General features: G+C 65.9%; 18 protein-coding genes, 1 tRNA gene, 1 pseudogene and 1 riboswitch. Of the genes and pseudogenes, 11 read left to right on the top strand and 9 right to left on the bottom strand.

Annotated features, from left to right (window positions below; all coding sequences use genetic code 11):
* Positions 1–130: 130 nt before the first annotated feature.
* The 4 genes from B5V03_RS11005 to B5V03_RS11020 form a co-directional block, all read right to left on the bottom strand.
* Positions 131–206, bottom strand: a tRNA-Thr gene (locus B5V03_RS11005).
* A gap of 99 nt (positions 207–305) precedes the next feature.
* Entirely contained in the window at positions 306–2,102 is a 1,797-nt protein-coding gene (locus tag B5V03_RS11010; RefSeq protein ID WP_129270034.1) for a heme biosynthesis HemY N-terminal domain-containing protein, read from the bottom strand.
* A 35-nt stretch (positions 2,103–2,137) separates the two neighbouring features.
* Positions 2,138–3,385 carry a COG4223 family protein gene (locus B5V03_RS11015; protein WP_129270036.1) on the bottom strand — a complete coding sequence of 416 codons (1,248 nt, stop codon included), beginning with the start codon at positions 3,383–3,385 and terminating at the stop codon, positions 2,138–2,140.
* A 66-nt stretch (positions 3,386–3,451) separates the two neighbouring features.
* Positions 3,452–4,213 (bottom strand): uroporphyrinogen-III synthase, encoded by a 762-nt coding sequence (locus tag B5V03_RS11020; RefSeq protein ID WP_129271177.1) that lies wholly within the window; start codon positions 4,211–4,213, stop codon positions 3,452–3,454.
* Between the two features lie 151 nt (positions 4,214–4,364).
* Between B5V03_RS11020 and tsaD the strand changes: the two genes are divergently transcribed.
* From tsaD to B5V03_RS11040, 4 genes and pseudogenes are all read left to right on the top strand, one after another.
* Positions 4,365–5,438, top strand: a complete 1,074-nt coding sequence (gene tsaD, locus B5V03_RS11025; protein ID WP_129270038.1) for a tRNA (adenosine(37)-N6)-threonylcarbamoyltransferase complex transferase subunit TsaD — start codon at positions 4,365–4,367, stop codon at positions 5,436–5,438.
* Positions 5,439–5,440: 2 nt separating this feature from the next.
* Positions 5,441–6,421, top strand: coding sequence for an NAD(P)H-dependent glycerol-3-phosphate dehydrogenase (locus B5V03_RS11030; RefSeq protein WP_129270040.1), 981 nt, complete (start codon positions 5,441–5,443; stop codon positions 6,419–6,421).
* Between the two features lie 115 nt (positions 6,422–6,536).
* Positions 6,537–7,650, top strand: a pseudogene (locus B5V03_RS11035) (alpha/beta hydrolase).
* A 94-nt stretch (positions 7,651–7,744) separates the two neighbouring features.
* Positions 7,745–8,158: an EVE domain-containing protein gene (locus B5V03_RS11040; protein WP_129271178.1), complete on the top strand. Its 414-nt coding sequence runs from the start codon at positions 7,745–7,747 to the stop codon at positions 8,156–8,158.
* An 86-nt stretch (positions 8,159–8,244) separates the two neighbouring features.
* Here B5V03_RS11040 and B5V03_RS11045 read toward each other — a convergent pair whose 3' ends face one another.
* Positions 8,245–9,339: an adenylate/guanylate cyclase domain-containing protein gene (locus B5V03_RS11045; RefSeq protein WP_164988025.1), complete on the bottom strand. Its 1,095-nt coding sequence runs from the start codon at positions 9,337–9,339 to the stop codon at positions 8,245–8,247.
* Positions 9,340–9,440: 101 nt separating this feature from the next.
* Here B5V03_RS11045 and B5V03_RS11050 point away from each other — a divergent pair, with 101 nt between their 5' ends.
* Positions 9,441–9,896 (top strand): SRPBCC family protein, encoded by a 456-nt coding sequence (locus tag B5V03_RS11050; protein ID WP_129270044.1) that lies wholly within the window; start codon positions 9,441–9,443, stop codon positions 9,894–9,896.
* Between the two features lie 11 nt (positions 9,897–9,907).
* Here the strand turns inward: B5V03_RS11050 and B5V03_RS11055 are convergent, their stop codons facing one another.
* Positions 9,908–11,077: a DNA topoisomerase IB gene (locus tag B5V03_RS11055; protein ID WP_129270046.1), complete on the bottom strand. Its 1,170-nt coding sequence runs from the start codon at positions 11,075–11,077 to the stop codon at positions 9,908–9,910.
* A 401-nt stretch (positions 11,078–11,478) separates the two neighbouring features.
* Between B5V03_RS11055 and acs the strand changes: the two genes are divergently transcribed.
* Positions 11,479–13,425, top strand: a complete 1,947-nt coding sequence (gene acs / locus B5V03_RS11060; protein ID WP_164987930.1) for an acetate--CoA ligase — start codon at positions 11,479–11,481, stop codon at positions 13,423–13,425.
* Positions 13,426–13,856: 431 nt separating this feature from the next.
* Entirely contained in the window at positions 13,857–14,372 is a 516-nt protein-coding gene (locus B5V03_RS11065) for a L,D-transpeptidase (protein WP_129270050.1), read from the top strand.
* A gap of 53 nt (positions 14,373–14,425) precedes the next feature.
* On the opposite strand, the gene B5V03_RS11070 is transcribed toward B5V03_RS11065, so the two are convergent.
* Together B5V03_RS11070 and B5V03_RS11075 are read right to left on the bottom strand one after the other, a co-directional pair.
* Positions 14,426–15,016 (bottom strand): thermonuclease family protein, encoded by a 591-nt coding sequence (locus B5V03_RS11070; RefSeq protein ID WP_129270052.1) that lies wholly within the window; start codon positions 15,014–15,016, stop codon positions 14,426–14,428.
* A 59-nt stretch (positions 15,017–15,075) separates the two neighbouring features.
* Positions 15,076–15,273, bottom strand: a complete 198-nt coding sequence (locus tag B5V03_RS11075; RefSeq protein WP_129270054.1) for a DUF1674 domain-containing protein — start codon at positions 15,271–15,273, stop codon at positions 15,076–15,078.
* Between the two features lie 189 nt (positions 15,274–15,462).
* Between B5V03_RS11075 and B5V03_RS11080 the strand changes: the two genes are divergently transcribed.
* The 3 genes from B5V03_RS11080 to purH all read left to right on the top strand — a co-directional run bounded on the left by B5V03_RS11080 (position 15,463) and on the right by purH (position 20,443).
* Complete coding sequence (locus B5V03_RS11080; protein WP_129270056.1) at positions 15,463–16,809, top strand: RsmB/NOP family class I SAM-dependent RNA methyltransferase; 1,347 nt, start codon at positions 15,463–15,465, stop codon at positions 16,807–16,809.
* A gap of 157 nt (positions 16,810–16,966) precedes the next feature.
* Complete coding sequence (locus B5V03_RS11085) at positions 16,967–18,685, top strand: heparinase II/III family protein (RefSeq protein WP_164988026.1); 1,719 nt, start codon at positions 16,967–16,969, stop codon at positions 18,683–18,685.
* 58 nt (positions 18,686–18,743) lie between these two features.
* Positions 18,744–18,825, top strand: a riboswitch (ZMP/ZTP riboswitch).
* Between the two features lie 25 nt (positions 18,826–18,850).
* Entirely contained in the window at positions 18,851–20,443 is a 1,593-nt protein-coding gene (gene purH, locus B5V03_RS11090; RefSeq protein WP_129270060.1) for a bifunctional phosphoribosylaminoimidazolecarboxamide formyltransferase/IMP cyclohydrolase, read from the top strand.
* Between the two features lie 128 nt (positions 20,444–20,571).
* Here the strand turns inward: purH and B5V03_RS11095 are convergent, their stop codons facing one another.
* Complete coding sequence (locus B5V03_RS11095) at positions 20,572–21,957, bottom strand: MFS transporter (protein WP_129270062.1); 1,386 nt, start codon at positions 21,955–21,957, stop codon at positions 20,572–20,574.
* Positions 21,958–22,070: 113 nt separating this feature from the next.
* On the opposite strand from B5V03_RS11095, the gene ggt reads away from it, so the two are divergent.
* Entirely contained in the window at positions 22,071–23,822 is a 1,752-nt protein-coding gene (gene ggt / locus B5V03_RS11100) for a gamma-glutamyltransferase (protein ID WP_129270064.1), read from the top strand.
* The last annotated feature ends 87 nt before the right edge of the window (positions 23,823–23,909 follow it).

Genomic DNA, 23,909 nt, shown 5'->3' on the forward strand with positions numbered 1-23,909 from the left:
CACCACTTGCTCCGTCACGCGCATTTGCCGGCGACACATCGTAGAGACGCAAGCGCAGAGCGCAACGCGCACGCCGGCCGGTCTCCGTGAGCAATAAATCGGCCTGTGACGATGGGATGAAGGGAGGCGCTGGTGCCGCAAGAGGGACTCGAACCCCCGACCCCGTCATTACGAATGACGTGCTCTACCAACTGAGCTATTGCGGCGAACCCTGCCGGGGCCCGGCGATACCGGTCCCGATACGCGCGCTCCTGATATCGGGCATGGCCCGAATTGGCAAGGTGGAGCCGGCTTCGAAATGCGCCTCACGCGCCCCAGCGGGACCAGAAACCGCGCCAGCCGCCGGCCTGGGCCTTTGCATGGCCCCTGGGCGTGCCGATTTGTTCCGTAAATTCATCGCTCGGGCCCTCGTCATCGACCCCGGGGTCATCGGGCGCTCGGACGATCGGGATGACGGCGGGGATCGGGGCCGGTGCAGGCTTGCCAAGATCGGCGCGGGTCCGGAACACCGGCGTTGCCGCCGCCGGCGATGATTCGGCGGCCGCAGGGGCCGGATTGACGGGCTCGGCGGGCGCGACCGTAGGTTCTTCCTTGATGGCTTCCTTGGCAGTTTCCTTGGCCGTTTCCTTGGCAGTTTCGTTGGCCTCAGGAGGCGAATTGTCCTGTGCGGCTGGCAGCGGAGCCGGTGCCGTCACGGCCGGTTCCGCCGTGCTTTCACTCTGGGCCGCTGTCACGCGCTTCGGCGGCGGGGCCGCCAGCATCGCTTCCTCGAAGGCCGAGGCTTCGATCGTGGCGCCCTTGTCGGAAGGAAGGCTCGCGACCGGCGTCTGCCACTGGAAGGCATCGAGGCGGCCGGTGACCGGGGAGACCGGGTGCCAGCGGTCGCTGACATAGCCGTCCGCGGTCCAGGCCGGATCGTGGCGGGCACGCACCGCGCGCAGGGTCCAGGCGCGGGCTCGGCCGCCATCGCCGTGCTCGGTCCGCTCGATCTCGGCCATCAGCAGTGCGACGCGCTGGGTCGGATCGTTGACATAGGGCGCCAGCACGGCGCGCGCGCGCGCGAACTCGGAAGCGTCAATTGCGGCGCGGGCAATCGCCAGCTGGCCTTCGACATGGCCGGGCTTGCCGGCTGGCGTCTTCGCCGCGAGCGTCTCGACCCGCTGCAAGCGCTGCCGCGCGGCATCGCCGAGCTTCACGTGGGCATAGGCGTCGGCGAGATCAGGATGCGGATTGGCGAGCCATGCGGCCTCGACCAGCTTCATGGCGCGGCGCACCTGATGCGCCTCGCTCTCGAATTTCGCGGCGAGCACGGCGGCCGGCACCAGCGTCGGCGCGAGCTTGATCGCCTCCATCACGCTCTCGCGCGCGACGTCGCGATCCATCGTCTCCAGTTCAAGCGCGCGCGCCGTGAGCAGTACGCCGCGCTGCCGGCGATAGGCCTGCTTGTCGATCAGGCCGGCGGACAGATTCGAATCGAGGATCGCCAGCGCGCCACTCCAGTCGCCGCGGGCGCAGCGGAAGCCGAGCACCGCATGCGAAGCCCAGGTCGAGGACGGCGACAGCTTGATCGCCTCCTCCGCGATCATGACGGCGCCGACCGCGTCGTCGGCGCGCTGCGCCTCGATGAACAGGCCGCGCAGGCCGAGCAGGCGCGTATCCTCGCGCTCGGCCATGGCGCGGAAGGCACGCTGCGCCTCGTCACGATTACCGTCGAGCTGCGCCGACTGCGCATGCAACAGCAGCGCGAGAGGATCATCGGGCGCATGACGCCGCGCCGCGACCGCGTGCCGACGGGCGAGCGCGGTGTCGCCATGGCCGATCGCGAGCAGGCCGTGGGTGATGGCGTGGCGACCGCGCGCATGACGCTTGTCATGACGGCGGCGGCGCATGCGTCCAGGCATGCGCCAGATCATCGTCACGATGCTCCAGAGCAGCACGATCACGACTGCGAATATGCCAAGGCAAAGGACAAATACGGGAATGCTCGGTGAAGCGCGATAACCACCCCAGGTCATCACGACATTGCCGGGCTGATCAGCCACCCAGGCCGCGCCGGCGCCAGCGAGCGCAATCAGGACGAGGAAAAGGACGATGCGAAGCATGGCTATCCCTATACGCGCGGATTGTTGCGCGAATCTTATTGAGCAGGCTTGGCGAGATTTGCCATGGCGTCGTCGGCGAATTTGCGGGAGGCCGCAAGTGCGGCGTCGCGGGCATCGGTCTTGTCGAGCCAGGCCTGTGCTGGCGCGCGATCGGTCTCTGACAACATCTTCAGCTCGCGCCGCGCCTCGACGAAATCGTTGCGGAGCGCGGCAGCCGTGACCCGCGCGACGATGGCGCCGCGGTCGTTGCCAACTCCGTCGGTACGCTCGATGCGGACGAGCTTTGAGGCTCCCGCCTGAAGGCGCTCGACGATGCCGGCACCGCTGGTCTGCGCCTCAGCCGGCGGCGACAGTTTTGACACGATGTTGAGGAGCTCGCGGCTCAGCGCGACCGGCGTCGGGATGCCGGCGGCAGCGAACGTATCGAGCGGTTTCAGCAGTTCGGGCTTGGCCGCCAGCGACCGCGCCGCTGTCAATTGCGATTGGTAGGGATCGCCGTGGCGCACGGCGACATCGAGCAGGGCCGCCGCGACCACGTGGCGCAGCGGCTTGTCGTCCATCGTCCTGGCATCGGCGATCTTCTCGCCCTGCTGCACGAGCTCGGCGCGGGCGGTCGTGCTGGCGCGCTCGAGCTGCGAAATGCGGTCGTTGAGAGCGACAAGATCAGGTGCCGCCGGACGCGGTGGAGAGGTCGTACCGTTGAGAGCGCTTGCAGTCTTGTCGGACTGCGCACGCAGATTGGCGATGTCGCCGCGCAAGGCGCTCGCTGATTTTTCCAGCGCGTCGATCCGCGCCACCATGGCCGGATCGGCGGCGGGCTTGCTGGCCCTGGCTTCGACGGCGGCAACGCGACCGCTCAGTGCGTCGACGGTCGCGCTCGTCACTTGCGGCGCGGCCGGCGGCGCCTGCACCGTGGGCCAGCTCAACACCCAGCCGACCGCGATCACGAGCGCCGCTGCAACGGCACCAGACAAAGGAGCGATAACCCAGGGTGATACTGGTGCGGACGCGACGGGAGGCTGTTCCTCGGCGGGCTGCGGCTCGGGCCTGGCTTCCGCGGCCTTGACGTCTTCAGGCTTGGTCTCTTCAACCGTGGCCTGACCATGCGCAGCCTGCTCGGCCGCGTGGTGAGCCTTGGGCTCACCCGCCACGTCCTGCGGCTGGGTGGAGACTTCGGTCGCCTCGAGGTCGATGGTGGGCGGGGTGCGCTTGGCGCGGCCGGGCTCGGGGGCCATTCCTGCGTCTTCAGGCTTGCCTGCGTCTTCAGGCTTGTCGTCGGCCATCGTGACGGTTCCTCACACTTACATGCCCAAAATGGGACCCGATTGCGTCGGATTCGGCCCGACCTCTTACGCCAAACGGGTCCGCAAAGCACGCTCCAAGGTGCCAAATAAGGCGTTTTCGTCCGGCGACGCGGCCACCAGAACCTGCGACGCCCCGGCATCGCGCAACACCGCCGCGACGGTCTCCGACAGGCAACATTGCGGGATCGCCAGCGCCGAGATTTCGACACCTTCGTCCCGTGCCGCCTCCAGGAAGGCCCGCGCGCTGCGCCGGGAGTAATGCAGCACCGCCTCGATGCCATGCGCGGCAAAGCCGTCGCAGACGTCGCGCGGGAGAATCTTGACCGGGGCCATGCGATAAGTCGTCTGCGTCACCACGCTGAATCCTTCGGCTCCGAGCTCACCACTGAGATCGCGCGACAGATCAGCGCCGGCGAGGTACAGCAACGTGCCTTTCTTTTTCAGCACCTTCTCGCGCGCACTTTGAACGACCTTGTCGCGCAAGGCCGCGGCATCGCCGCCGGCGACGATCACCTCGACAAAGCCGGCATCGCGGGCAGCTGCTGCGGTGTGTTCTCCGACCGCAAACAGCGGCAGCTTCAACAGATCGAGGTCTTTTGAGCCAGGATCTTGCAACAACGGCGCGACAGCACGGATCGCATTGGCCGACGTGACGATGATGGCGCTATAGTTCGCCTCGCTCTCGTCGTGGAAAGCGACCGGTTCGAACTTGAGCACCGGCGCGAGCAACACCACATGCCCTCGTGCGCGCAAATTGTCCGCCGTCGCCTCATTGTCGGGATGCGGCCGTGTGACAAGGATGGACATCGCTGGTGTTCCCGAACCGCGTGACGGTGACGCATTCGCTGGGATGGCCGCGCGTGACGATTGCACAAGCCGACCCCGGAATGCTACCGGACGTACCAGAACTCTGGTTTCCGGATGAGCGCAAGGGCGCAAATTGGATAACAATTCGCCAATGCTGGTATTGGGCATCGAAACCACCTGCGACGAGACCGCCGCGGCCGTGGTCGAGCGCGCGCCTGACGGCAGCGGCAAGATTTTGTCCAACATCGTGCGGTCCCAGATCGAGGAGCATGCCCGCTTCGGTGGCGTGGTGCCGGAGATCGCCGCCCGCGCGCATGTCGACGTGCTCGATGGCATCATCGACCGTGCCATGCACGAGGCCGGCATCGACTATGCCCAGCTCAACGGTGTCGCAGCGGCTGCGGGGCCGGGGCTGATCGGCGGCGTCATCGTCGGGCTCACCACCGCGAAGGCGATCGCGATGGTGCACGACACGCCGCTGGTCGCGGTGAACCATCTGGAGGCGCACGCGCTGACGCCGCGCCTGACCGACGGAATCGAATTTCCCTATTGCCTGTTCCTCGCCTCGGGCGGCCATACCCAGATCGTCGCGGTCACCGGCGTCGGCCAATATGTGCGGCTCGGCACCACCGTCGACGATGCCATCGGCGAGGCCTTCGACAAGGTTGCGAAGATGCTGGGCCTGCCCTATCCCGGCGGTCCGCAGGTCGAGCGCGCGGCGGCAAACGGCGATGCCACGCGCTTTGCGCTTCCGCGGCCGATGCAGGGCCGCCCCGATGCCAATTTCTCCCTGTCGGGATTGAAGACCGCGGTCCGCACCGAGGCGAGCCGGCTCCCCGAGATCACGCCGCAGGACATCAGTGATCTCTGCGCAAGCTTCCAGGCCGCCGTGCTGGATTCGACGGCTGACCGGCTCAGCGTCGGCCTGCGGCTTTTCCGCGAGCGGTTCGGCGCACCGCATGCACTGGTGGCCGCCGGCGGCGTCGCCGCCAACCAAGCGATCCGCGGCGCACTGGATGACGTTGCCAGGCAGGCGCAGACACAATTGATCATGCCGCCGCCCGCGCTCTGTACCGACAATGGCGCGATGATCGCCTGGGCCGGCGCCGAGCGCCTCGCACTCGGCCTCACCGATACGATGGAAGCCCAGCCGCGTGCGCGCTGGCTGCTCGATGCCAACGCGACTGCGCCGGCCGGCTACGGCAAGACGCGAGCGGGATACTAGCCATGACCGCGTTCCAGTCCGTCGCGGTGATCGGCGCAGGTGCCTGGGGCACGGCGCTGGCGACGGTGGCGGCGCGGGCCGGACGAAACGTGACGCTGTGGGCGCGCAATGCGGAACATGCCGCGCGCATCGCCTCTACCCGCGACAATCCGCGGCTGCCCGGTGTACGACTGGCGCCGGAGATCGTTGTGACCAGCGACCTCGCGCTCGCCGCGCGCGCGGACATGCTGCTGATCGCGACGCCAGCGCAGCATCTGCGCGGCGCCGTCAACATGCTGGCCTCGCACATGGCAAACCCGACGCCGGTCGTCGCCTGCGCCAAGGGCATCGAGCACGGCACGCATAAATTCATGACCGATGTGATCGCCGAGGCCGCATCTCACGCGCAGCCGGCGATCCTGTCGGGCCCGAGCTTCGCCGACGACGTCGCGCGCGGCCTGCCTACGGCGGTGACGCTGGCGGCGAAGGATGAAGAGCTGGCGAGCCGCCTGGTGCAGGCGCTGGGCTCGGCAACCTTCCGGCCCTATCACACGACGGATGTCCGCGGCGTCGAGATCGGCGGCGCGGCCAAGAACGTGCTGGCGATTGCCGCCGGCATCGTGGTCGGCCGCAACCTCGGCGCTTCCGCGCTCGCCGCGCTGACCACACGCGGCTTCAGCGAGCTGGCGCGGCTCGGCCGTGCCTGCGGCGCGCGCACGGAGACGCTCGCGGGCCTCTCCGGCCTTGGCGACCTGCTGCTGAGCTGTTCGACCGCGCAATCGCGCAATTTTGCGCTCGGGATAGCGCTCGGTCGCGGAGAGACTGCGCCGGCGGGCAAGCTTGCCGAAGGCGCATTTACCGCGCCGGTGCTGGTCGAGCTCGCGGCCGCTGCGAATGTCGATATGCCGGTCTCGCAAGCAGTGGCCGCCATCCTGGACGGCAGATTGACGATTGACGCTGCGATCGAGGGGCTGCTGACGCGGCCGTTCAAAGCCGAGGAATAGCCGCGGCCTTCGCGTCGCAGGTAGCACTTCACGGCCTGTGCACGCTGGTCTAGCCTAGCGGCACACCGCAGGATCCCGGTCCAACAACAACGAAACGGATCCAGGGGAAGAACGCATGCGCGAACCGCATCAGGCGATCGTTTCGATCGCCATCATCACACTTGCCGCCATTGCACTACCCACCGCCGCCTACACCCAGGCCGCACTCGCCTATGACGAACTCGCCAGGAACGAGGCGGCGGCCAATGCCGAAAACGGCAAGCGGGTCGCGCCCGTCAAGTCGATCACCAATCCGTCGAATGACGTCAGCTCCGACATGCAGGCCATGATCGGCGCGCCGTTTCCGCCGCATTTCAATGCGGACCCGAAGACGCCGGCGGAATGGAAGGAGCTGATCGATCGCCGCGCCAAGCTGTCGATTGCCAATGTTCCCGCGATGAAGGAGAAGCTCGGCGTCAAGGTCGAGGAGACCAAGATCGCCGGCGTGCATTGCTTCATCGTCACGCCGAGCAAGATCCCGCCGGAGAATCGTCGGCGCCTTCTGGTCCATGTCCATGGCGGCGGCTATGTGTTCGGACCCGGCGAAGCCGCGCTGCCGGAAGCGATCATGATGGCGGGCTTCGGCGGCTTCAAGGTGATCTCGGTCGACTACCGCATGCCGCCCGACTTCCCCTATCCCGCCGCGATGGACGATGCGATGGCGGTCTGGAAGGAGGTCACGAAAACAAATGACGCGCGCCGGATGGCGATCTTCGGCACGTCGACGGGTGGTGCAATGACGCTCGCAATGGTGCTGCGGGAAGGACGAGAAGCTTCCGAAGCCGGCGGCGATCGCGCCGGGCACGCCATGGTCCGATATCGACAAGCTCGGCGACACCTATGCCAGCAATGAGTGGGTCGACAACGTGCTGGTGACCTGGGACGGCTGGCTCGGCCGCGCCGCAAAGCTCTACGCCAACGGGACAGACCTGAAGACGCCCTACATCTCGCCGATCTATGGCGACTTCAAGGGCTTTCCGCCGACCATCCTGACATCGGGTACACGCGACCTGTTCCTCAGCAACACGGTCCGCACCCATCGCAAATTGCGCCGCGCCGGCGTGATCGCCGATCTCAATGTCTATGAAGGCCAGTCTCACGCGCAGTACCAATTCAACATCAATGTGCCGGAGACCAGGGAAGCCTTTACCGACATCGCAAAGTTCTTCGATCGATATCTGAAGGAATGAGTGCTGCGATGGATATCGGATGCCCGCGCTTGTCGCGGGCATCCGCGTGGCTGTATTGTCGCGGAACGTGAGTAAGAGAATGGGGCAAGTTGCGATGAACTACTGGCTGGTGAAATCCGAACCGTCGGTGTGGTCCTGGGACCAGCAGGTGGCGAAGGGCGCCAAGGGCGAGGCCTGGACCGGCGTGCGCAATTACACCGCGCGCCAGAACCTCGTGGCCATGAAGAAGGGCGACAAGGCGTTCTTCTATCATTCCAACGAGGGCAAGGAGATCGTCGGCATCGCGGAAGTTATCAAGGAGGCCTACCCCGATCCGACCGACAAGACCGAAAAATTCGTCTGCGTCGACATCAAGGCCGACAAGCCCCTGAAGACACCGGTGACGATGGCCGCGATCAAGGCGGACAAGAAGCTCGCCGACATGGCCCTGGTGAAATATTCGCGCCTGTCGGTGCAGCCGGTGACCGCCGAAGAGTGGAAGCTCGTCTGCAAGATGGGCGGGATTTAGTTGCTGCCATAGCTCGAATGGAGCGAAGTGAAATCCGGGAAAGCCTTCATGAGGCACGCCCCCGGATTACGCTGCGCTTGATCCGGCTACGAGATCCGAGCTTGCGTCTCCGGCAGCGCAAACACCTCGCACGGCGAAGCAATCCCGCGCAGCGGATGCGATCCGAGCGCGACGAGCGGCATCTCCGTCTCCGCCGCGAGCGCGCCCGACACCAGCACCGTCCTGCCAAGCGGCTTGCACAATCCCTCGAGCCGGCTGGCGAGATTGACGGCGGGACCGATCGCGGTGAAATCCAGCCGGTTGGCGGCGCCGATATTGCCCCAGAGCATTTCGCCGAGATGGAGTGCGGCGCCGAATGCGAGCGGCGGCAATCCTTGGGCGCCACGCTCCGCGTTGAGATACACCATCCCGGCCTCCGCCGCGCCTGCCGCGCGCAGGGCCGCCTCGCAGGCGCGGCGCGGTGACCCCTCGACCACTGGAAAAATCGCGAGCACGCCGTCGCCGATGAATTTCAGCACTTCGCCGCCGAAGGCGTGAACGGCGCCGGCGATGCGATCGAACCAGGCGTCGAGCGCCGCGATGACGGCGGCGGGCGGGGTGGTTTCCGAGAGGATCGTGAAGCCGCGCAAATCCGCATAGAGCAGCGCGGCCTGAATGGTTTCGCCGAGATCGCGCCGCAGCGGCGCCGCCAGCACCCGCTCCGCGCTGCGCTTGCCGAGATAGGCATCGAGTGTCGCCCGCAACGTGGCGCGTGCAGCGAGCACGGCAAGGGGCGTCGCTGCAAAGCGCGCGGCCTGATGTAATTGTTCAGTTTCATCTGCGGTGAACGGACGCGGCCCGATCCAGCCGAGCAACGGCCCATCGGGCCGTCCGACGGCATCTTCGTGCACCTCGCCGCCTGCGATGTCGCGCAACCAGCGGCGGCCGGCATCGTCGGGCAGATCGGGCGCCAATCCGCCCGGTGCGAAACCGAGCGCTTCGATCACTCGGCCGTTGTCCGCACGCCACAGCCAAGTTCGTTTCGCGATCAGCGGATGCGGCACCTCCAGCGTCAGACTGCCTGCCGCAAGCGGCACGCCGTCGGCGACCAGATGTGCGCCGAGTTCCGCAAGCAGGCGGTCGGCTCCGGAACTATCGGCGGCGGCATCGACGAGCCAGGCGAGGGTCGGGGAGAGCTGCATGGCCCGATGATGACGAAGGTGGGCCGTCTTTGTCACGGGCAATCCTTGACGGCCCGCTTTGGCGCCGCCATGTGCCAGTGTCAGCCCAGGGATGATCGCCGATGACCGAGCCGTTCGTAGTGCGTCGCGAGACCCAGATCGCAGCCCCGCGCGCCACCGTCTTCGCCTATTTGACCGACCCCGAGAAGATCCTGAGCTGGATGGGCTCGGACGCGACCACCGAGCCGCATCCCGGCGGACTTTATCTGCTCAAGGGCGTCGGCCCGCGCGGCGGCGTTGCCCGCGGCGCGTTCCGCGAGGTCGTGCCGGTGCATCGTCTCGCTTACACATTCGGATGGGAGGGCGGTCAGGAAGTGCCGCCCGGCTCGAGCCTGATCGAGATCGACCTGATCGAGCGCGATGGCGGCACGCTGCTGCGCATGACCCATAGCGGGCTGCCAAGCGAAGAGCAGGCGGCCGCGCACGCGACGGGATGGGCGCATTATCTGGAACGGCTCACGAGCGCAGCCGCGGGCAGCGATCCCGGTCCCGACAAGGGTGTTTCAGACAAGACGTAGCGACGGGAAAGTCAAACGGCCGCGGTCGCCACCACCTGCTGCAACAGCTGCTCGCGCCGGGCCTGCGAACGCTGGCCTTTCATGGTCGCCGCAAAACGTTCGAGGATGCCGTCCTCGAAGGCGGTGACGATGGTGTCGTGGACGTAGCTCTTGCGGCAGATCGCCGGCGTGTTGGAGAGCTTGTCGGCGGCGGCGCGGATCGCCTCCAGCACCTGCTTCTTGCGGCCGCGCTGGCTGGTTGCCGGCGTGATCCGCGACAGCGATTCCACGACGACGGCAGAGGCCATCAGCGTGCGAAAATCCTTCAGCGAAATCTTGATGCCGGCGATCTCGCGCAGGAAGGCGTTCACCTGGGTGGTGCTGACCGCGCGCACGATGCCGTAGGCGTCGCGATACTGGAACATGCGCTTGCCGGGAACGCCCTGCAAAATGCCGATGGCGCGCACCAGCTTGGCGGCGTCACATTCCTTGCGTACCGCCTTGCCGCCCTTCGCCTTGAAGGTCAGCACGAAGCAATCGTCTTCCAGCGTGACGTTCGACTTCAGCAGCGTGGTGGCGCCGCGGGTGCCGTTGAGGCGGGCATAGGATTCATTGCCGGGACGGATCGCGGTGCGGGCGATCAGCTCGATCACGGCCGAGAGCGCGAATTCGCGTGTCGGCTCGTCGCCCGACAGGAACGCCGAGACCTTGCGCCGGATCTTTGGCAGCGCGCCGACGAGCTTCTCCAGACGATGCGCCTTGCGATGCTCGCGGACCTTCTCCCAGTCGGCGTGATAGCGATATTGCAGCCGGCCCGCGGCGTCGCGACCCACCGCCTGAAGATGGGTGGTCGGATCGGCCGAATAGCGGACCTCGCGATAGGCCGGCGGCACCGCCATGGCGTGCAGCCGGCGGATGGTGCGGGCGTCGCGGATATGGGCGCCGTTGGGACGGACGAAGGAATAGCCCTTGCCGCGCTTGATCCGGCGGATCTTCAGCTCGTTCTGGTCACCGAGCCGCAGGCCCAGCTCCTTGGCCAGCTCCTCGACCGCGACCGGGGAAGCTGAATCAAAGACCTTTTTCGGGCTAGGACGGTTGGAACCGGCCGGTTTCGGCCATTGTCCGAGGGCTTTGGCCAGCGCAATGGCAGCAGGATCGGCCGAAGCGGGCCGCATCGTCCCGAGATTCTGCTGATCCATCATAGTGTTAAGCCTTGACCCTGTCTGTTACCGTTCAATGCCGCTGTTCTGACGTTTGTTCCAAGGGGTCTCTTCCGGACCCGGATTAGCCACTTAGGGTGTTCCGAACCGCATTGCGAGTCCCGAATCAGTGAGAAACGGTCTCTAAATACCTCCTGCGACGCATGGGCGCCCTGCACGGGCCACTTCCGGGGATTTGGGTGAAGAGCGGAAAGCGCCCTTTCGGCCCGTTTCAGATTTGCGACAGCCGGCCCGTGCAGCTTGATTCTCCGCATGGCGAGCGGCTCGCCGAAGGTCCAGCTTGTGCACCTTGTCGGGTCCGGTTAGCCCGACGCATAATCGGTTCAACGATCAAGTCGGCCCGCCAGTCGCTTGGGTTCGGCTTGCCGTATGTGGAGGGAAACATGTCCGAGAAGATCTACGACGTCCCGGCGGAGTGGGCGAAGCGCGCCTGGGTCGACCAAGCCAAGTACAAGGAGATGTACGCCCGCTCGATCTCGGACCCGAACGCATTCTGGGCCGAGCAGGCCAAGCGCATCGACTGGATGCACGCGCCGACCAGAATCGAGAACGTGTCCTTCGCGCCCGGCAACATCTCGATCAAATGGTTCGAGGACGGAATCCTCAACGTCGCCCACAATTGCATTGACCGGCATCTGCACAAGCGCGCCAACCAGACCGCGATCATCTGGGAAGGCGACGATCCCTCGCAGTCGAAGCACATCACCTATAAGGAGCTGCACGACGAGGTCTGCCGGATGGCCAACATCCTGCGCACCCGCAACGTCAAGAAGGGCGACCGCGTCACCATCTACCTGCCGATGATTCCGGAAGCGGCCTATGCGATGCTGGCCTGCGCGCGCATCGGCGCGATCCACTCCGTGGTGTTCGCCGGCTTCTCGCCCGACAGCCTCGCCCAGCGCATCAACGACTGCCAGTCCAAGGTGATCATCACCGCGGATGAAGGCCTGCGCGGCGGCAAGAAGGTGCCGCTGAAAGCGAATGTCGACGCAGCGCTCGCCAAGGCCGACGGCGTCGACTGGGTCGTCGTGGTCAAGCGCACCGGCGGCACGGTCGACATGAACCCGACCCGCGACCTCTGGTATCACGAGGCGGCGGCGATGGTGACGACGGAATGCCCGGTTGAGCACATGCACGCCGAGGATCCGCTGTTCATCCTCTACACGTCGGGCTCGACCGGCCAGCCCAAGGGCGTGCTGCACACCTCGGGCGGCTATCTCGTGTTCGCCGCGATGACGCATCAATACGTCTTCGACTATCACGACGGCGACATCTACTGGTGCACCGCCGACGTCGGCTGGGTCACCGGCCACAGCTACATTCTCTACGGGCCGCTTGCGAACGGCGCGACCACGCTGATGTTCGAAGGCGTGCCGAATTACCCGGATAATTCCAGGTTCTGGAACGTCATCGACAAGCACAAGGTCAACATCTTCTACACCGCACCAACCGCGATCCGCGCGCTGATGCAGTCGGGCGACGAGCCCGTGAAGAAGACCTCGCGCACGAGCTTGCGCCTGCTCGGCTCGGTCGGTGAGCCCATCAATCCCGAAGCCTGGGAGTGGTATCACCGTGTCGTCGGCGACGACCGCTGCCCGATCGTCGACACCTGGTGGCAGACCGAGACCGGCGGCATTCTGATCACGCCGCTGCCGGGCGCGACGAAACTCAAGCCGGGCTCGGCGACGCAGCCATTCTTCGGCGTGGTGCCTGAAATCGTCGATGCAGACGGCAAGGTGCTGGACGGCGAGACGTCAGGCAATCTGTGCCTGACGCGCTCCTGGCCGGGCCAGATGCGCACGGTCTATGGCGACCACGCCCGCTTCGAGCAGACCTATTTCTCGACCTACAAGGGCAAGTATTTCACGGGCGACGGCTGCCGCCGCGATGCGGACGGCTATTACTGGATCACCGGCCGCGTCGACGACGTCATCAATGTCTCCGGCCACCGCATGGGCACCGCGGAAGTCGAGAGCGCGCTGGTCGCGCATGAGAAGGTCTCGGAAGCCGCCGTGGTCGGTTACCCGCACGACATCAAGGGCCAGGGCATCTATGCCTATGTCACCCTGATGGCCGGCGTGCAGCCGACCGACGACCTGCGCAAGGAGCTCGTGACCTGGGTGCGCAAGGAGATCGGCCCGATCGCCGCGCCCGACCAGATCCAATTCTCACCGGGCCTGCCCAAGACCCGCTCGGGCAAGATCATGCGCCGTATCCTGCGCAAGATCGCCGAGGACGAGCCGGGCAGCCTTGGCGACACCTCGACGCTGGCCGATCCCGCCGTGGTCGACGATCTCGTCAAGAACCGGCAGAACAAGAAGCCGGCGTAAGCCAAGGCTTCGTGCCCCGGACGCAGCGCAGCGCCTCTTAGCGGTGCGCCTGCAGAGCCGGGGCCCACACCTCCATGTAAAGAAAATGCTGGGTCCCGGCTCTGCGTCGCGTCATTTCATGCCGCGCCGCGTCCGGGACACGAGACTGTCTTTCGCGTCAGCTTGCCCCCTCCCAAAACAACCCCTGTTCACATCCTCACGCTCTTGTCAGGGCGCGTGCCGGCACGGCCGCATCTTTCCGGCCGAGTGTTGTTTTCAGGTCATTTACTTTGTTTCGAACATTTCCTTTGTTCCCTCTGCTGGCTGGCCCTCGGCGGCCGCGCGTAGAAACCATCCGGTTAACAAGCGCGGTTAAGAATGTCGGGGTGAGCAGGCAATTGCCGGGTACTGCGTCCATTTTGAACGATCCGTTTGGGCAAGGGGAAGTATCGATGTCGATCAAGGTTGCTGTGGCGCTGGCCGCCACCATCGGGGCAGGGGTCTTGATGTCGACGGCGGCGCAGGCGCGGCCGGAAATGGTGGGAACGCACGTGGCCGACTATTCGCCGGGCACCATCGTGGTCAAAACCAGCGAGCGGCGGCTCTATCTCATTCTCGATGACGGCCACGCCGTGCGCTATCCGGTCGGCGTCGGCAAATCCGGCAAGCAGTGGGCCGGCACCACCCGCATCGACGGCAAGTATCGCAATCCGGCCTGGTCGCCGCCCGCCGAAGTGAGGCGCGACAAGCCGCAGCTTCCCGACGTGATCCCGGGCGGGTCGCCGCGCAACCCGATGGGCGTTGCGGCAATGACGCTGGCCGGCGGCGAATATGCCATCCACGGCACCAACGTGCCGGGCTCGGTCGGCGGCTTCGTCTCCTATGGCTGCATCCGCATGCTCAACGACGACATCACCGATCTCTACAGCCGCGTCTCGGTCGGCACGACGGTGGTCGTAGCGCGCTGAGCAAGAGTCAGGACAGGACTGCGAAAGCCGCGTCATTTGATGCGGCTTTTTTGTTACCAGAAGCGCCAGCCGCGTCCGCACCAGCCGTCGCGATGACCGCCATTGTAGCTGCGCGCATAGCCGCCGGCGACTAGCATGGCCGAGACGTTAGCGGTGCGCTTGGTCGCGGCGTCAGCGAGGACGCGCCCGTATTTTTCCGTGCCGAGATTATAGATCGTGACGCCGCCCTGGCCGAGCAGCGCGCGCAACGCATCCGCGGCGGCTTCGGCCTTGTCCAATTCCTGCTGGCAAGACGCCTTCATCTCTGGCGCATCGATGCCGCGCAGGCGAACGCGCGCAACGAGATCGCGTCCGTCGCGCTGATGCACGCGGGCGAGAAACGTGTCACCGTCGATGATGCGGATGACATCTACCGGCTGACGAATATCGGGATTGCCGGCCTGTTGGAGGATGATCTCGGCATCGCGCGACTGACGATCCGTCGCGTGCGGGATCGGCCAGCTCGTCCCGTGCCTGAAGGTGAGCACGATCGCCACCACCACACCGACCACGAACATCCACGGCACCAGTCCGGAGAAGCGGCGGCCAAACGGCGAGCCGTTGTAAGTAGGCCGATAGGGATGGCTGGGATCGAAGCGCGACATCCGCGCACGCTAGGGCTGAGTCGGCCGGGCCGGCAAGAGAGCCTTATGTGACCAGAGCGTCAGAAATCCGAGGCGATGCCTTTGCGTTCCCAATCGCCATAGCGCGTGGGTTCGGGTCCCTTTGGCCCCTGCAATTCCTTCGGCGCTGCCTCGACATGAGCCGCCGCAGCCTGCCGGCGCGCCTCGGCTTCGGCCAGCGCGCGCCGGGCTGCCGGCGGCAAGGGCTTGCGATCGGGAGCGGGGGTCTGGTCGTTCATCGTCCGGGGTCCTAGCGCAGGGTCGCGACATACGCGACGTCCAATAACGCATTGCTGAAATGGCCGCGAGGGGCTGAAAACGCCAGAGGTCATTCTTACATTTGGCATATTCGCATGCCAAAGCTGCCGTTCTTAAGGCATGCGCGCCATATCGGCGGAACTGCCGCTCGCTCAGAACCTTGCTTCCGCATGCCATCTCAACGTTTTGCCCCTCCGTCCGAAGTGCCCGGTCTCGCGGCGCGGCGGATTGCTGCCGACATCGTCGACGGCGTGCTGCACAAGCACCGGACGCTCGATGACCAGCTCGATGGTACCGGCGCCCATCCCGGATTGAAGACGCTGGCCGACCGTGACCGTGCGCTGATGCGCCGTCTGGTCGCGACCATCCTGCGCCGGCTCGGCACGCTCGGCCATGTGCTGTCGCGCCTGCTCGACAAGGGCATCCCCTCCGACGCTCCGCGCGCGCAGAGCGCGCTGCTGATCGGTGCCGCCCAGATTCTCTGGATGGACGTGCCCGACCACGCCGCGGTCGATCTCTCCGTTCGTCTGGTACAATCCGACCGGCGCGCCGCGCGCTATGCCGGCCTCGTCAATGCCGTGTTGCGCCGCTGCGCGCGCGAGGGCCAGGCGCTGGTCGAAGAGGTTTCCACGCAATCGCTGGACCTGCCGCCCTGGTTGCTGGCGCGCTGGAGCGCGCATTACGGCGAGGCGACCGCAAGGGACATGGCGCTCGCACTCGGCCATGAGCCGTCGCTCGACCTGACCGTGAAGTCCGACGCCGCGCAATGGGCGAGCCGGCTGCACGGTGAAGTGCTGCCGACCGGATCGGTACGCACGGTGCTGCACGGTGCGGTGACCATGCTGCCCGGCTTCACTGAAGGACAATGGTGGGTGCAGGACGCGGCCGCCGCGCTGCCGGTGCGCCTTTTCGGCGACATCGAGGGCAAGTCCATTGCCGATCTCTGCGCCGCCCCCGGCGGCAAGACCGCGCAACTGGCGCAATCCGGCGCGCATGTCACGGCGCTCGACCGCTCGCCGGCCCGGGTGGCACGCCTGCGCGAGAATCTGACGCGGCTGTCGCTGCAGGCCGAGACTGTCGTCGCCGACGCCGTCGAATGGACCGGCCCGCCTGAGCGATTTGACGGCATCCTGATCGATGCGCCCTGCACCTCGACCGGAACGATCCGCCGCCATCCCGACGTGTCCTGGCTCCGCCAGCAATCCGACATCGCCGCGATGACCGTTCTCCAGCAGCGGCTGCTGCGCAAATCGGTCTCGCTGCTCAAGCCCGGCGGCACGCTGGTCTATTGCACATGTTCGCTGGAACCCGAAGAGGGCGAGCAGGCCGTCGCCACGCTGCTGGCCGCTGAGCCAGCACTTCGCCGCGTGCCGGTCGATGCAGCTGAGGTTTCCGGACTCGGCGAGATCATCACCGCCGCCGGCGACCTCCGGACCCTGCCGAGCCACCTGCCGCACGATGATCCCAAGCTCGGCGGGCTCGACGGATTTTTCGCAGCCCGGCTCGTTAAATCCTGATTTTGCACTGGTTTTTTGCAACCACGGCGCTGATTCGCGCCGTTCAAGGTGGTGTTAGACGGCCGATTTTAGGATTAATAAGGATTCGTCGGAATCCTCTCCCCCTTCAAGGCAAGGCGTGTCGGTCGCTCAACGCAGACGTATCTCGACGCTGGTGATGAACCGCTTCGCGCGGAACATGCTCGCGCGCGCGAGCGGCGGTTCCGTTGCGCTGTCGCGGGTCTGGCCGGGCCGCACCGACCGGCTGATCATCGCGCCGCATGATCTGCGCACAGCGGATGCGACCCGCGCCGCCGAGATCTATGCTGGGCGCTTCGTCTTCGCCGGCAAGATCGTCAATTGCCACGGCCGCTCGATCTTCGATCTCGAACCGCCGTCGGAGGATTGGGAGGTCGCGCTGCTCGGCTTCGGCTGGCTGCGCCATTTGCGGGCCGCCGACACCGCGCTGACGCGGGCCAATGCGCGCGCGCTGGTCGAGGACTGGATCGCCAATCCCGCCAACAAGCGCCGCGCCGTCGCGCGGCGCGCCGACGTGCTGGCAAGGCGCGTGATCTCGCTGCTGTCGCAAGCACCCCTGGTGCTCAACGACACCGACAACAAATTCTACCGCCGTTATCTGCGCGCGCTGGCACGCGAGATCCGCTTCCTGCGCTACACCATGGTGAACATTCCGGACGGCGTCCCAAAACTTCAGGTGCTGATCGCGCTGTGTTACGCGGCGCTGTGCCTCGCCAACCAGGCGGGTCAGATCCGCAGCGCGTCGAAGAAACTCTCGGACGAATTGCAGCGGCAGATCCTGCCTGATGGCGGCCACATCTCCCGCAATCCAGGCGCGCTGATCGAGCTGCTGATCGATTTGTTGCCGCTGCGGCAGACTTTTGCCGCGCGCAACATCGCGCCGCCGCCGGCGCTGCTCAACGCGATCGACCGCATGATGCCGATGCTGCGTTTCTTCCGGCACGGCGACGGCAATTTCGCACTGTTCAATGGCATGAGCGCGACGCCGTCGGACCTGCTCGCGACGCTGCTCGCCTATGACGACACCCACGGCGCACCGATGGCGAACATGCCGCATACCGGCTTCCAGCGCCTCGATGCCGGCCAGACCACCGTGATCATCGACGCCGGCCCGCCGCCGCCGGCCGGCGTCAGCCATGACGCCCATGCCGGGTGCCTGTCGTTCGAGCTTTCTTCCGGCATCAGCCGCATCGTCACCAATTGCGGCATGCCGACCACGGGACGCGACAATTGGCGGCCATTCGCGCGCGGCACTGCGGCGCATTCGACGCTGACCTATCACGACACGTCCTCATGCCAGTTCGTCGAGATGTCGGCGATGAAGCGGCTGCTGCACGGCTCGCCCGTCACCAGCGGTCCGGTCGAGGTGGAGAGCTATCGCGAGGTGGTGCAGAACGGCACGCTGCTCACGACCTCGCATGACGGCTATCTCGCCAAATTCGGCGCGATCCATCGCCGCGTGCTGATGATCGCCAATGACGGCGCACGCATCGACGGCGAGGACACGCTGTCGCCGCCCCAGGGCGGGCGATTCAAGGGCGCGGATGCCCATTTCGCGCTGCGCTTCCATCTGCATCCGGCGGTGAAGGCGAGCCGACTGTCGGATGCCCGCGGCGTCATGCTGGTATTGCCGAACCGCGATGTCTGGACCTTTGAAGCACTCGACGACAAGGTCGACCTCGAGGACAGCGTGTTCCTGGCCGGCAACGACGGCCCGCGCCGCACCGCGCAGATCGTGATCCGGCAAGATGCGCGGCAGGCGCCCTCGATCCGCTGGAGTTTTGTACGCTCGAGCGCTTCGCCAGCGGTCACCAATGCCCGCCGCAACGCCCGGCGCGAACCGGAACTTCCGCTTTAAACGCGCGTCTGCCAGTCCTGTCTGGCGTTGTGAAACTGGCTGAAAACTGCTATCGAGCCCTCGTTCGCGCGACTGGCGACCTTGGATGGAGCACCATCGGGAAGCGCGACACATATCCGCCGCGCGCCTGGGCATAGACACTCCTTAAGACAGAGGATCTTGCTCATGACTGACCATCCCCGCCGCGTCACCCGTGCACTTCTCTCCGTTTCCGACAAGACCGGCCTGATCGAGTTCGCCAAGGCGCTTGCCGCGCATGATGTCGAGTTGGTCTCGACCGGCGGCACCGCGAAAGCGATCGCCGCGGCCGGCCTCAAGGTGAAGGACGTGTCCGACCTCACCGGCTTCCCCGAGATGATGGATGGCCGCGTCAAGACGCTGCATCCGAAGGTGCATGGCGGCCTGCTTGCGATCCGCGACAATAAGGAGCATGCAGACGCAATGAAGGCGCACGGCATCGCGCCGATCGATCTGCTCGTCGTCAATCTCTATCCGTTCGAGGCGACCGTCGACAAAGGCGCGGGCTTCGAGGATTGCATCGAGAATATCGACATCGGCGGCCCCGCGATGATCCGCGCGGCCGCCAAGAACCATGACGACGTCGCCGTCGTGGTCGAGGCCGATGATTACAAGGCCGTCCTCGATGAACTCGCCGCCAACAACGGCGCGACCACGCTGAAACTGCGCCGCCGGCTTGCGGCAAAGGCCTATGCGCGCACCGGCGCTTACGACGCCGCGATCTCGAACTGGTTCAACCGCCAGCTTGAGATCGACGCGCCCGACTTCCGCGCCTTCGGCGGCAGATTGATCCAGTCGCTGCGCTACGGCGAGAACCCGCACCAGACCGCGGCGTTCTACGCGACGCCCGACAAGCGCCCGGGCGTTTCGACCGCGCGGCAGCTTCAGGGCAAGGAGCTCTCCTACAACAACATCAACGACACCGATGCGGCCTATGAATGCATCGGCGAGTTCGACACCAAGCGCACCGCGGCCTGCGTCATCGTCAAGCACGCCAATCCCTGCGGCGTCGCGGAAGGCTCGAACCTCGTCGACGCCTATCGCAAGGCACTGGCCTGCGATTCCACCTCGGCCTTTGGCGGCATCATCGCGATGAACCGCGCGCTCGATGCCGACACCGCGCGCGAGATCACAAAAATCTTCACCGAGGTGATCATCGCGCCCGACGCGAGCGAAGAGGCGATCGCCATCATCGGCGGGAAGAAGAATCTGCGGCTGCTGCTCGCCGGCAGCCTGCCCGACCCGCGCGCCCCCGGCCTCACCGCCAAGACGGTGGCCGGCGGTCTCCTCGTGCAGAGCCGCGACAACGCCGTGGTCGACGACATGACCTTCAAGGTCGTGACCAAGCGTGCGCCTTCGGATGCGGAGATGCGCGACCTGAAATTCGCGTTCCGGGTCGCAAAACACGTCAAGTCCAACACCATCATCTACGCCAAGGATCTCGCCACCGTCGGTATCGGCGCGGGCCAGATGAGCCGGGTGGATTCAGCGCGGATCGCGGCGCGCAAGGCGCAGGATGCGGCGAACGAGCTGAAGCTCGCCGAGCCGCTCACCAAGGGCTCGGTCGTGGCGTCGGATGCGTTCTTCCCGTTCGCCGATGGCATGCTCGCCTGCATCGAGGCCGGCGCCACCGCGGTGGTGCAGCCCGGCGGCTCGATGCGCGACGACGAGGTGATCAAGGCCGCCGACGAGCACGGCATCGCCATGGTGTTCACGGGAACGCGGCACTTCAGGCACTGATAGGCTAGCGGTAGCCACCGCGTCATTGCGAGCGCAGCGAAGCGATCCAGTCTGCTTCCGCAGAGAAAGTCTGGATTGCTTCGTCGCTGCGCTCCTCGCAATGACGGCGGTGAAATCGCGTGGTGCGGCTACTCCCGCACGCGCGTCAGCAGCGCGAACCCCGCCACGAAGAACACCACCAGCACGGCCATGCCGGCCTTCTGGCTCGCCGTTGCCGCGGTGATCACCCCGATCAGCAGCGGGCCGATGAAGGACGTGACTTTTCCGGTCAACGCAAACAGGCCGAAATACTGCGCGATGCGATCCTTCGGCGCGAGGCGGATCAGCAGCGTGCGTGATGCCGCCTGAAGCGGGCCGCCGGCTGCGCCGATGAGACAGCCCAGCACGAGATAAGCGCGTTCCGCGGCACTCGAGAACATCGGAGCGCCCGGAAGAGGCGGCGCGACCTTGACGAACAGGACACTGTCCTTGTCGACCAGAAGGATCGCCGCCACCGCGAGCAGGAGGAGCAGTAAGCTGCCGGCGATCACGCGTCTCGGTCCGAGATGATCGTCGAGCTTGCCACCAAGCCACGCGCCAAAGGTGCCGGCAATTGCAAGCATGATGCCGAAGGTGCCGATCTGGATCGTGTGCCAGCCGAAGGTGCCGGCGGCATAGATGCCGCCGAACGCGAACAGCGACACCAATCCGTCGGTGTAGATCATGTTGGCGAGCAGGAATGCGGCGAGCGATTTCTGCTGCGGCAAGCTCCTGATCGATTGCTTCAGCTCGGCAAGGCCTTCGCGCAGCGCCTCCCGCACCCGACGCTTCGCCGGGTAATCCGGCGTGAACAGGAACAGCGGTGTCACGAAGATGATGAACCACAGCCCGGTCAACGGCCCGGCGGCGCGGTCGCCCTGATGGGTTGCGGGATCGAGCCCGAACAGCGGCGTGAGGCCGAGCAGCGTGCGTCCGGTCTCTGGATTGGCCGCGAGCAAGCCGAGCACGATGATCAGGCTGACGATGCCGCCGATATAGCCAGTGGCCCAGCCGGTGCCCGAAAGCCGGCCGATCCGCTCCGGCGGCACCAAAGTCGGCATCATCGCGTTGTTGAAGACGGTGGCGAATTCCGCGCCGACACTGGCGAGCGCGACTGCGGTGAGCAGGGGCGGAATGATGCTGGGATCGCCGGGCTTGCCGATCCACAGCGTGCAGGATGCCAGCACCAGCAGCGCGCCAAATCCTGCGATCCACGGCTTCCTGCGGCCCGAGGCATCCGCGATGGCCCCCAACACCGGCGACATCAGCGCGATGGCAAGACCCGCCGCCGCCATCGCAAAGCCCCACAGCGATTGCCCGGTGGCGGCATCTGGCGCAATGCTGGTGGCGAAATAGGGCGCAAACACGAAGGTCGTGATCAGCGTGAAATAGGGCTGCGCAGCCCAGTCGAAGAAGATCCAGCTGACGACGGCTGCGCGCGGCGGATAGGTCCGTGGTGCGCTGGCCAAGCGCGCATCCGGGGCGATCGTCGTCATTCCAAAGTCCTCATCACGAACAGTTTTGCCGCTCTCGGGGCAAACCGTATAGCATTGCGGTGACGCGTGTGAACTGGCCCAGGGAAAGTCTGAAGGCCAACGGCGGAAGTTTGATGATGGCGTCATTTTCGACACGGCGGACATTCTTCGCCTTCATTGCCACTCTGGCGTTTGGTCTTGCACCGGCCACCGCACAGGATGCGCGACGGGCCTATGCCCCGCCCGCGCTCGACACGGTGCATGCCGTTCCCGCCGAGCACGGCATGGTGGTGGCGCAGGAAAAGATATCGGCGCAGGTCGGCGCCGACATCCTGCGGCGCGGCGGCAATGCGGTCGATGCCGCAGTCGCCACCGGCTTTGCGATGGCCGTGACTTATCCACGCGCCGGCAATATCGGCGGCGGCGGTTTCATGGTGATCCATTCGGCTGAGCGTCACGAAGACATTACAATCGATTATCGCGAGACCGCACCGGCGGCGACCACCCCGCAAATCTTTCTCGACGCCGATGGCAAGCCCGATCCAGCGAAGTCGCGCGATTCCGCACTCGGCGTCGGCGTACCCGGCACCGTTGCCGGACTTTCCCTGGCGCTGGAGAAATACGGCTCAGGCCAGTTCACCTTGGCGCAATTGATAGAACCTGCGATCGCGCTCGCTCGCGACGGTTTTGTTCTCAGCGACGACATGGCCGACACGCTGCCGGGCTGGCACCGGCGGCTCGCGCGCTGGCCCTCCTCAGCCAAAATCTTCTCACGCCCTGATGGCACACCGCTCGGTGAAGGCGACCGGCTGACGCAAACCGATCTCGCCGAAACGTTGTCGGCGATCGCGGCGCAAGGCCCGCGCGGCTTCTATGAAGGGCCGGTCGCCGAAAAACTGGCCAAGGCCCTCTCCGACGCCGGCGGCATCATGACGCCAGCCGATCTGAAATCCTATTCTGCGGTGATCCGCGCGCCGGTGCGCGGCAGCTATCGCGGCTACGACATCGTCTCGATGCCGCTGCCGTCCTCTGGCGGCGTGGTGCTGGCGGAGACGCTCAACATCCTCGAAGGCTTTCAGCTCGCCGACCTGAAGCAGGGTTCGCCGGCGTCGCTGCATCTGCTGATCGAAGCCATGAAGCGCGCCTATGCGGATCGCGCGCGCTATCTCGGCGACCCCGCCTTCGTCAATGCGCCGATCGAGACACTCATCGGGAAGGACTATGCCGCCAAGTTGCGCGCCGGCATCTCCGCCGATCGCGCCACGCCGTCGAAGCAGATCGTGTCCGCTCCTCCGGCGCCGCGCGAAGGCACCAACACCACGCATTACTCGGTCGTCGACAGCCGCGGCAACGCCGTCAGCAACACCTACACGCTGAACTTCAGCTATGGCGTCGGCCTGGTCGCCGACGGCACCGGCGTGCTGCTCAACAACGAGCTCGACGATTTCACCGCGGCGGTCGGCGCTTCCAACGCCTACGGCCTCGTCGGTTACGAGGCCAACTTGCCCGGGCCCGGCAAGCGGCCGCTGTCGTCGATGTCGCCGACCATCGTGCTCAAGGACGGCAAACCAGTGCTGGTGACGGGGTCGCCCGGCGGCAGCCGCATCATCTCGACCGTGCTCCAGGTGATCGTCAACGTCCTCGACTATAAAATGGACGTGGCCGCCGCCGTCGCCGCGCCGCGGCTGCACCATCAATGGTTGCCGGACGAGGTGCGCATCGAGCGCGGCTTTCCCGACGATGTCCTGTTTCAGCTGAAGGCGATGGATCACCTCGTCGTCGAGCCGATGGGGCAGACCTCGGCTAACTCGATTCTCGTCACGCCGAACGGGCCGCTCGGCGCGCCGGATCCGCGCACGCGTGGCGCGGAAGCCGCAGGACAGTAACCCTGCCCTTGCATGAAATGGGAGCGCCCGCCCGTTTGCGCTCGCTGCCGCGCGTGCTACGACCGCGCAGTTTCAAGAAACTGCCGG

It is taken from the genome of Bradyrhizobium betae (genome assembly GCF_004123905.1).
GTDB lineage: Bacteria > Pseudomonadota > Alphaproteobacteria > Rhizobiales > Xanthobacteraceae > Bradyrhizobium > Bradyrhizobium betae_A.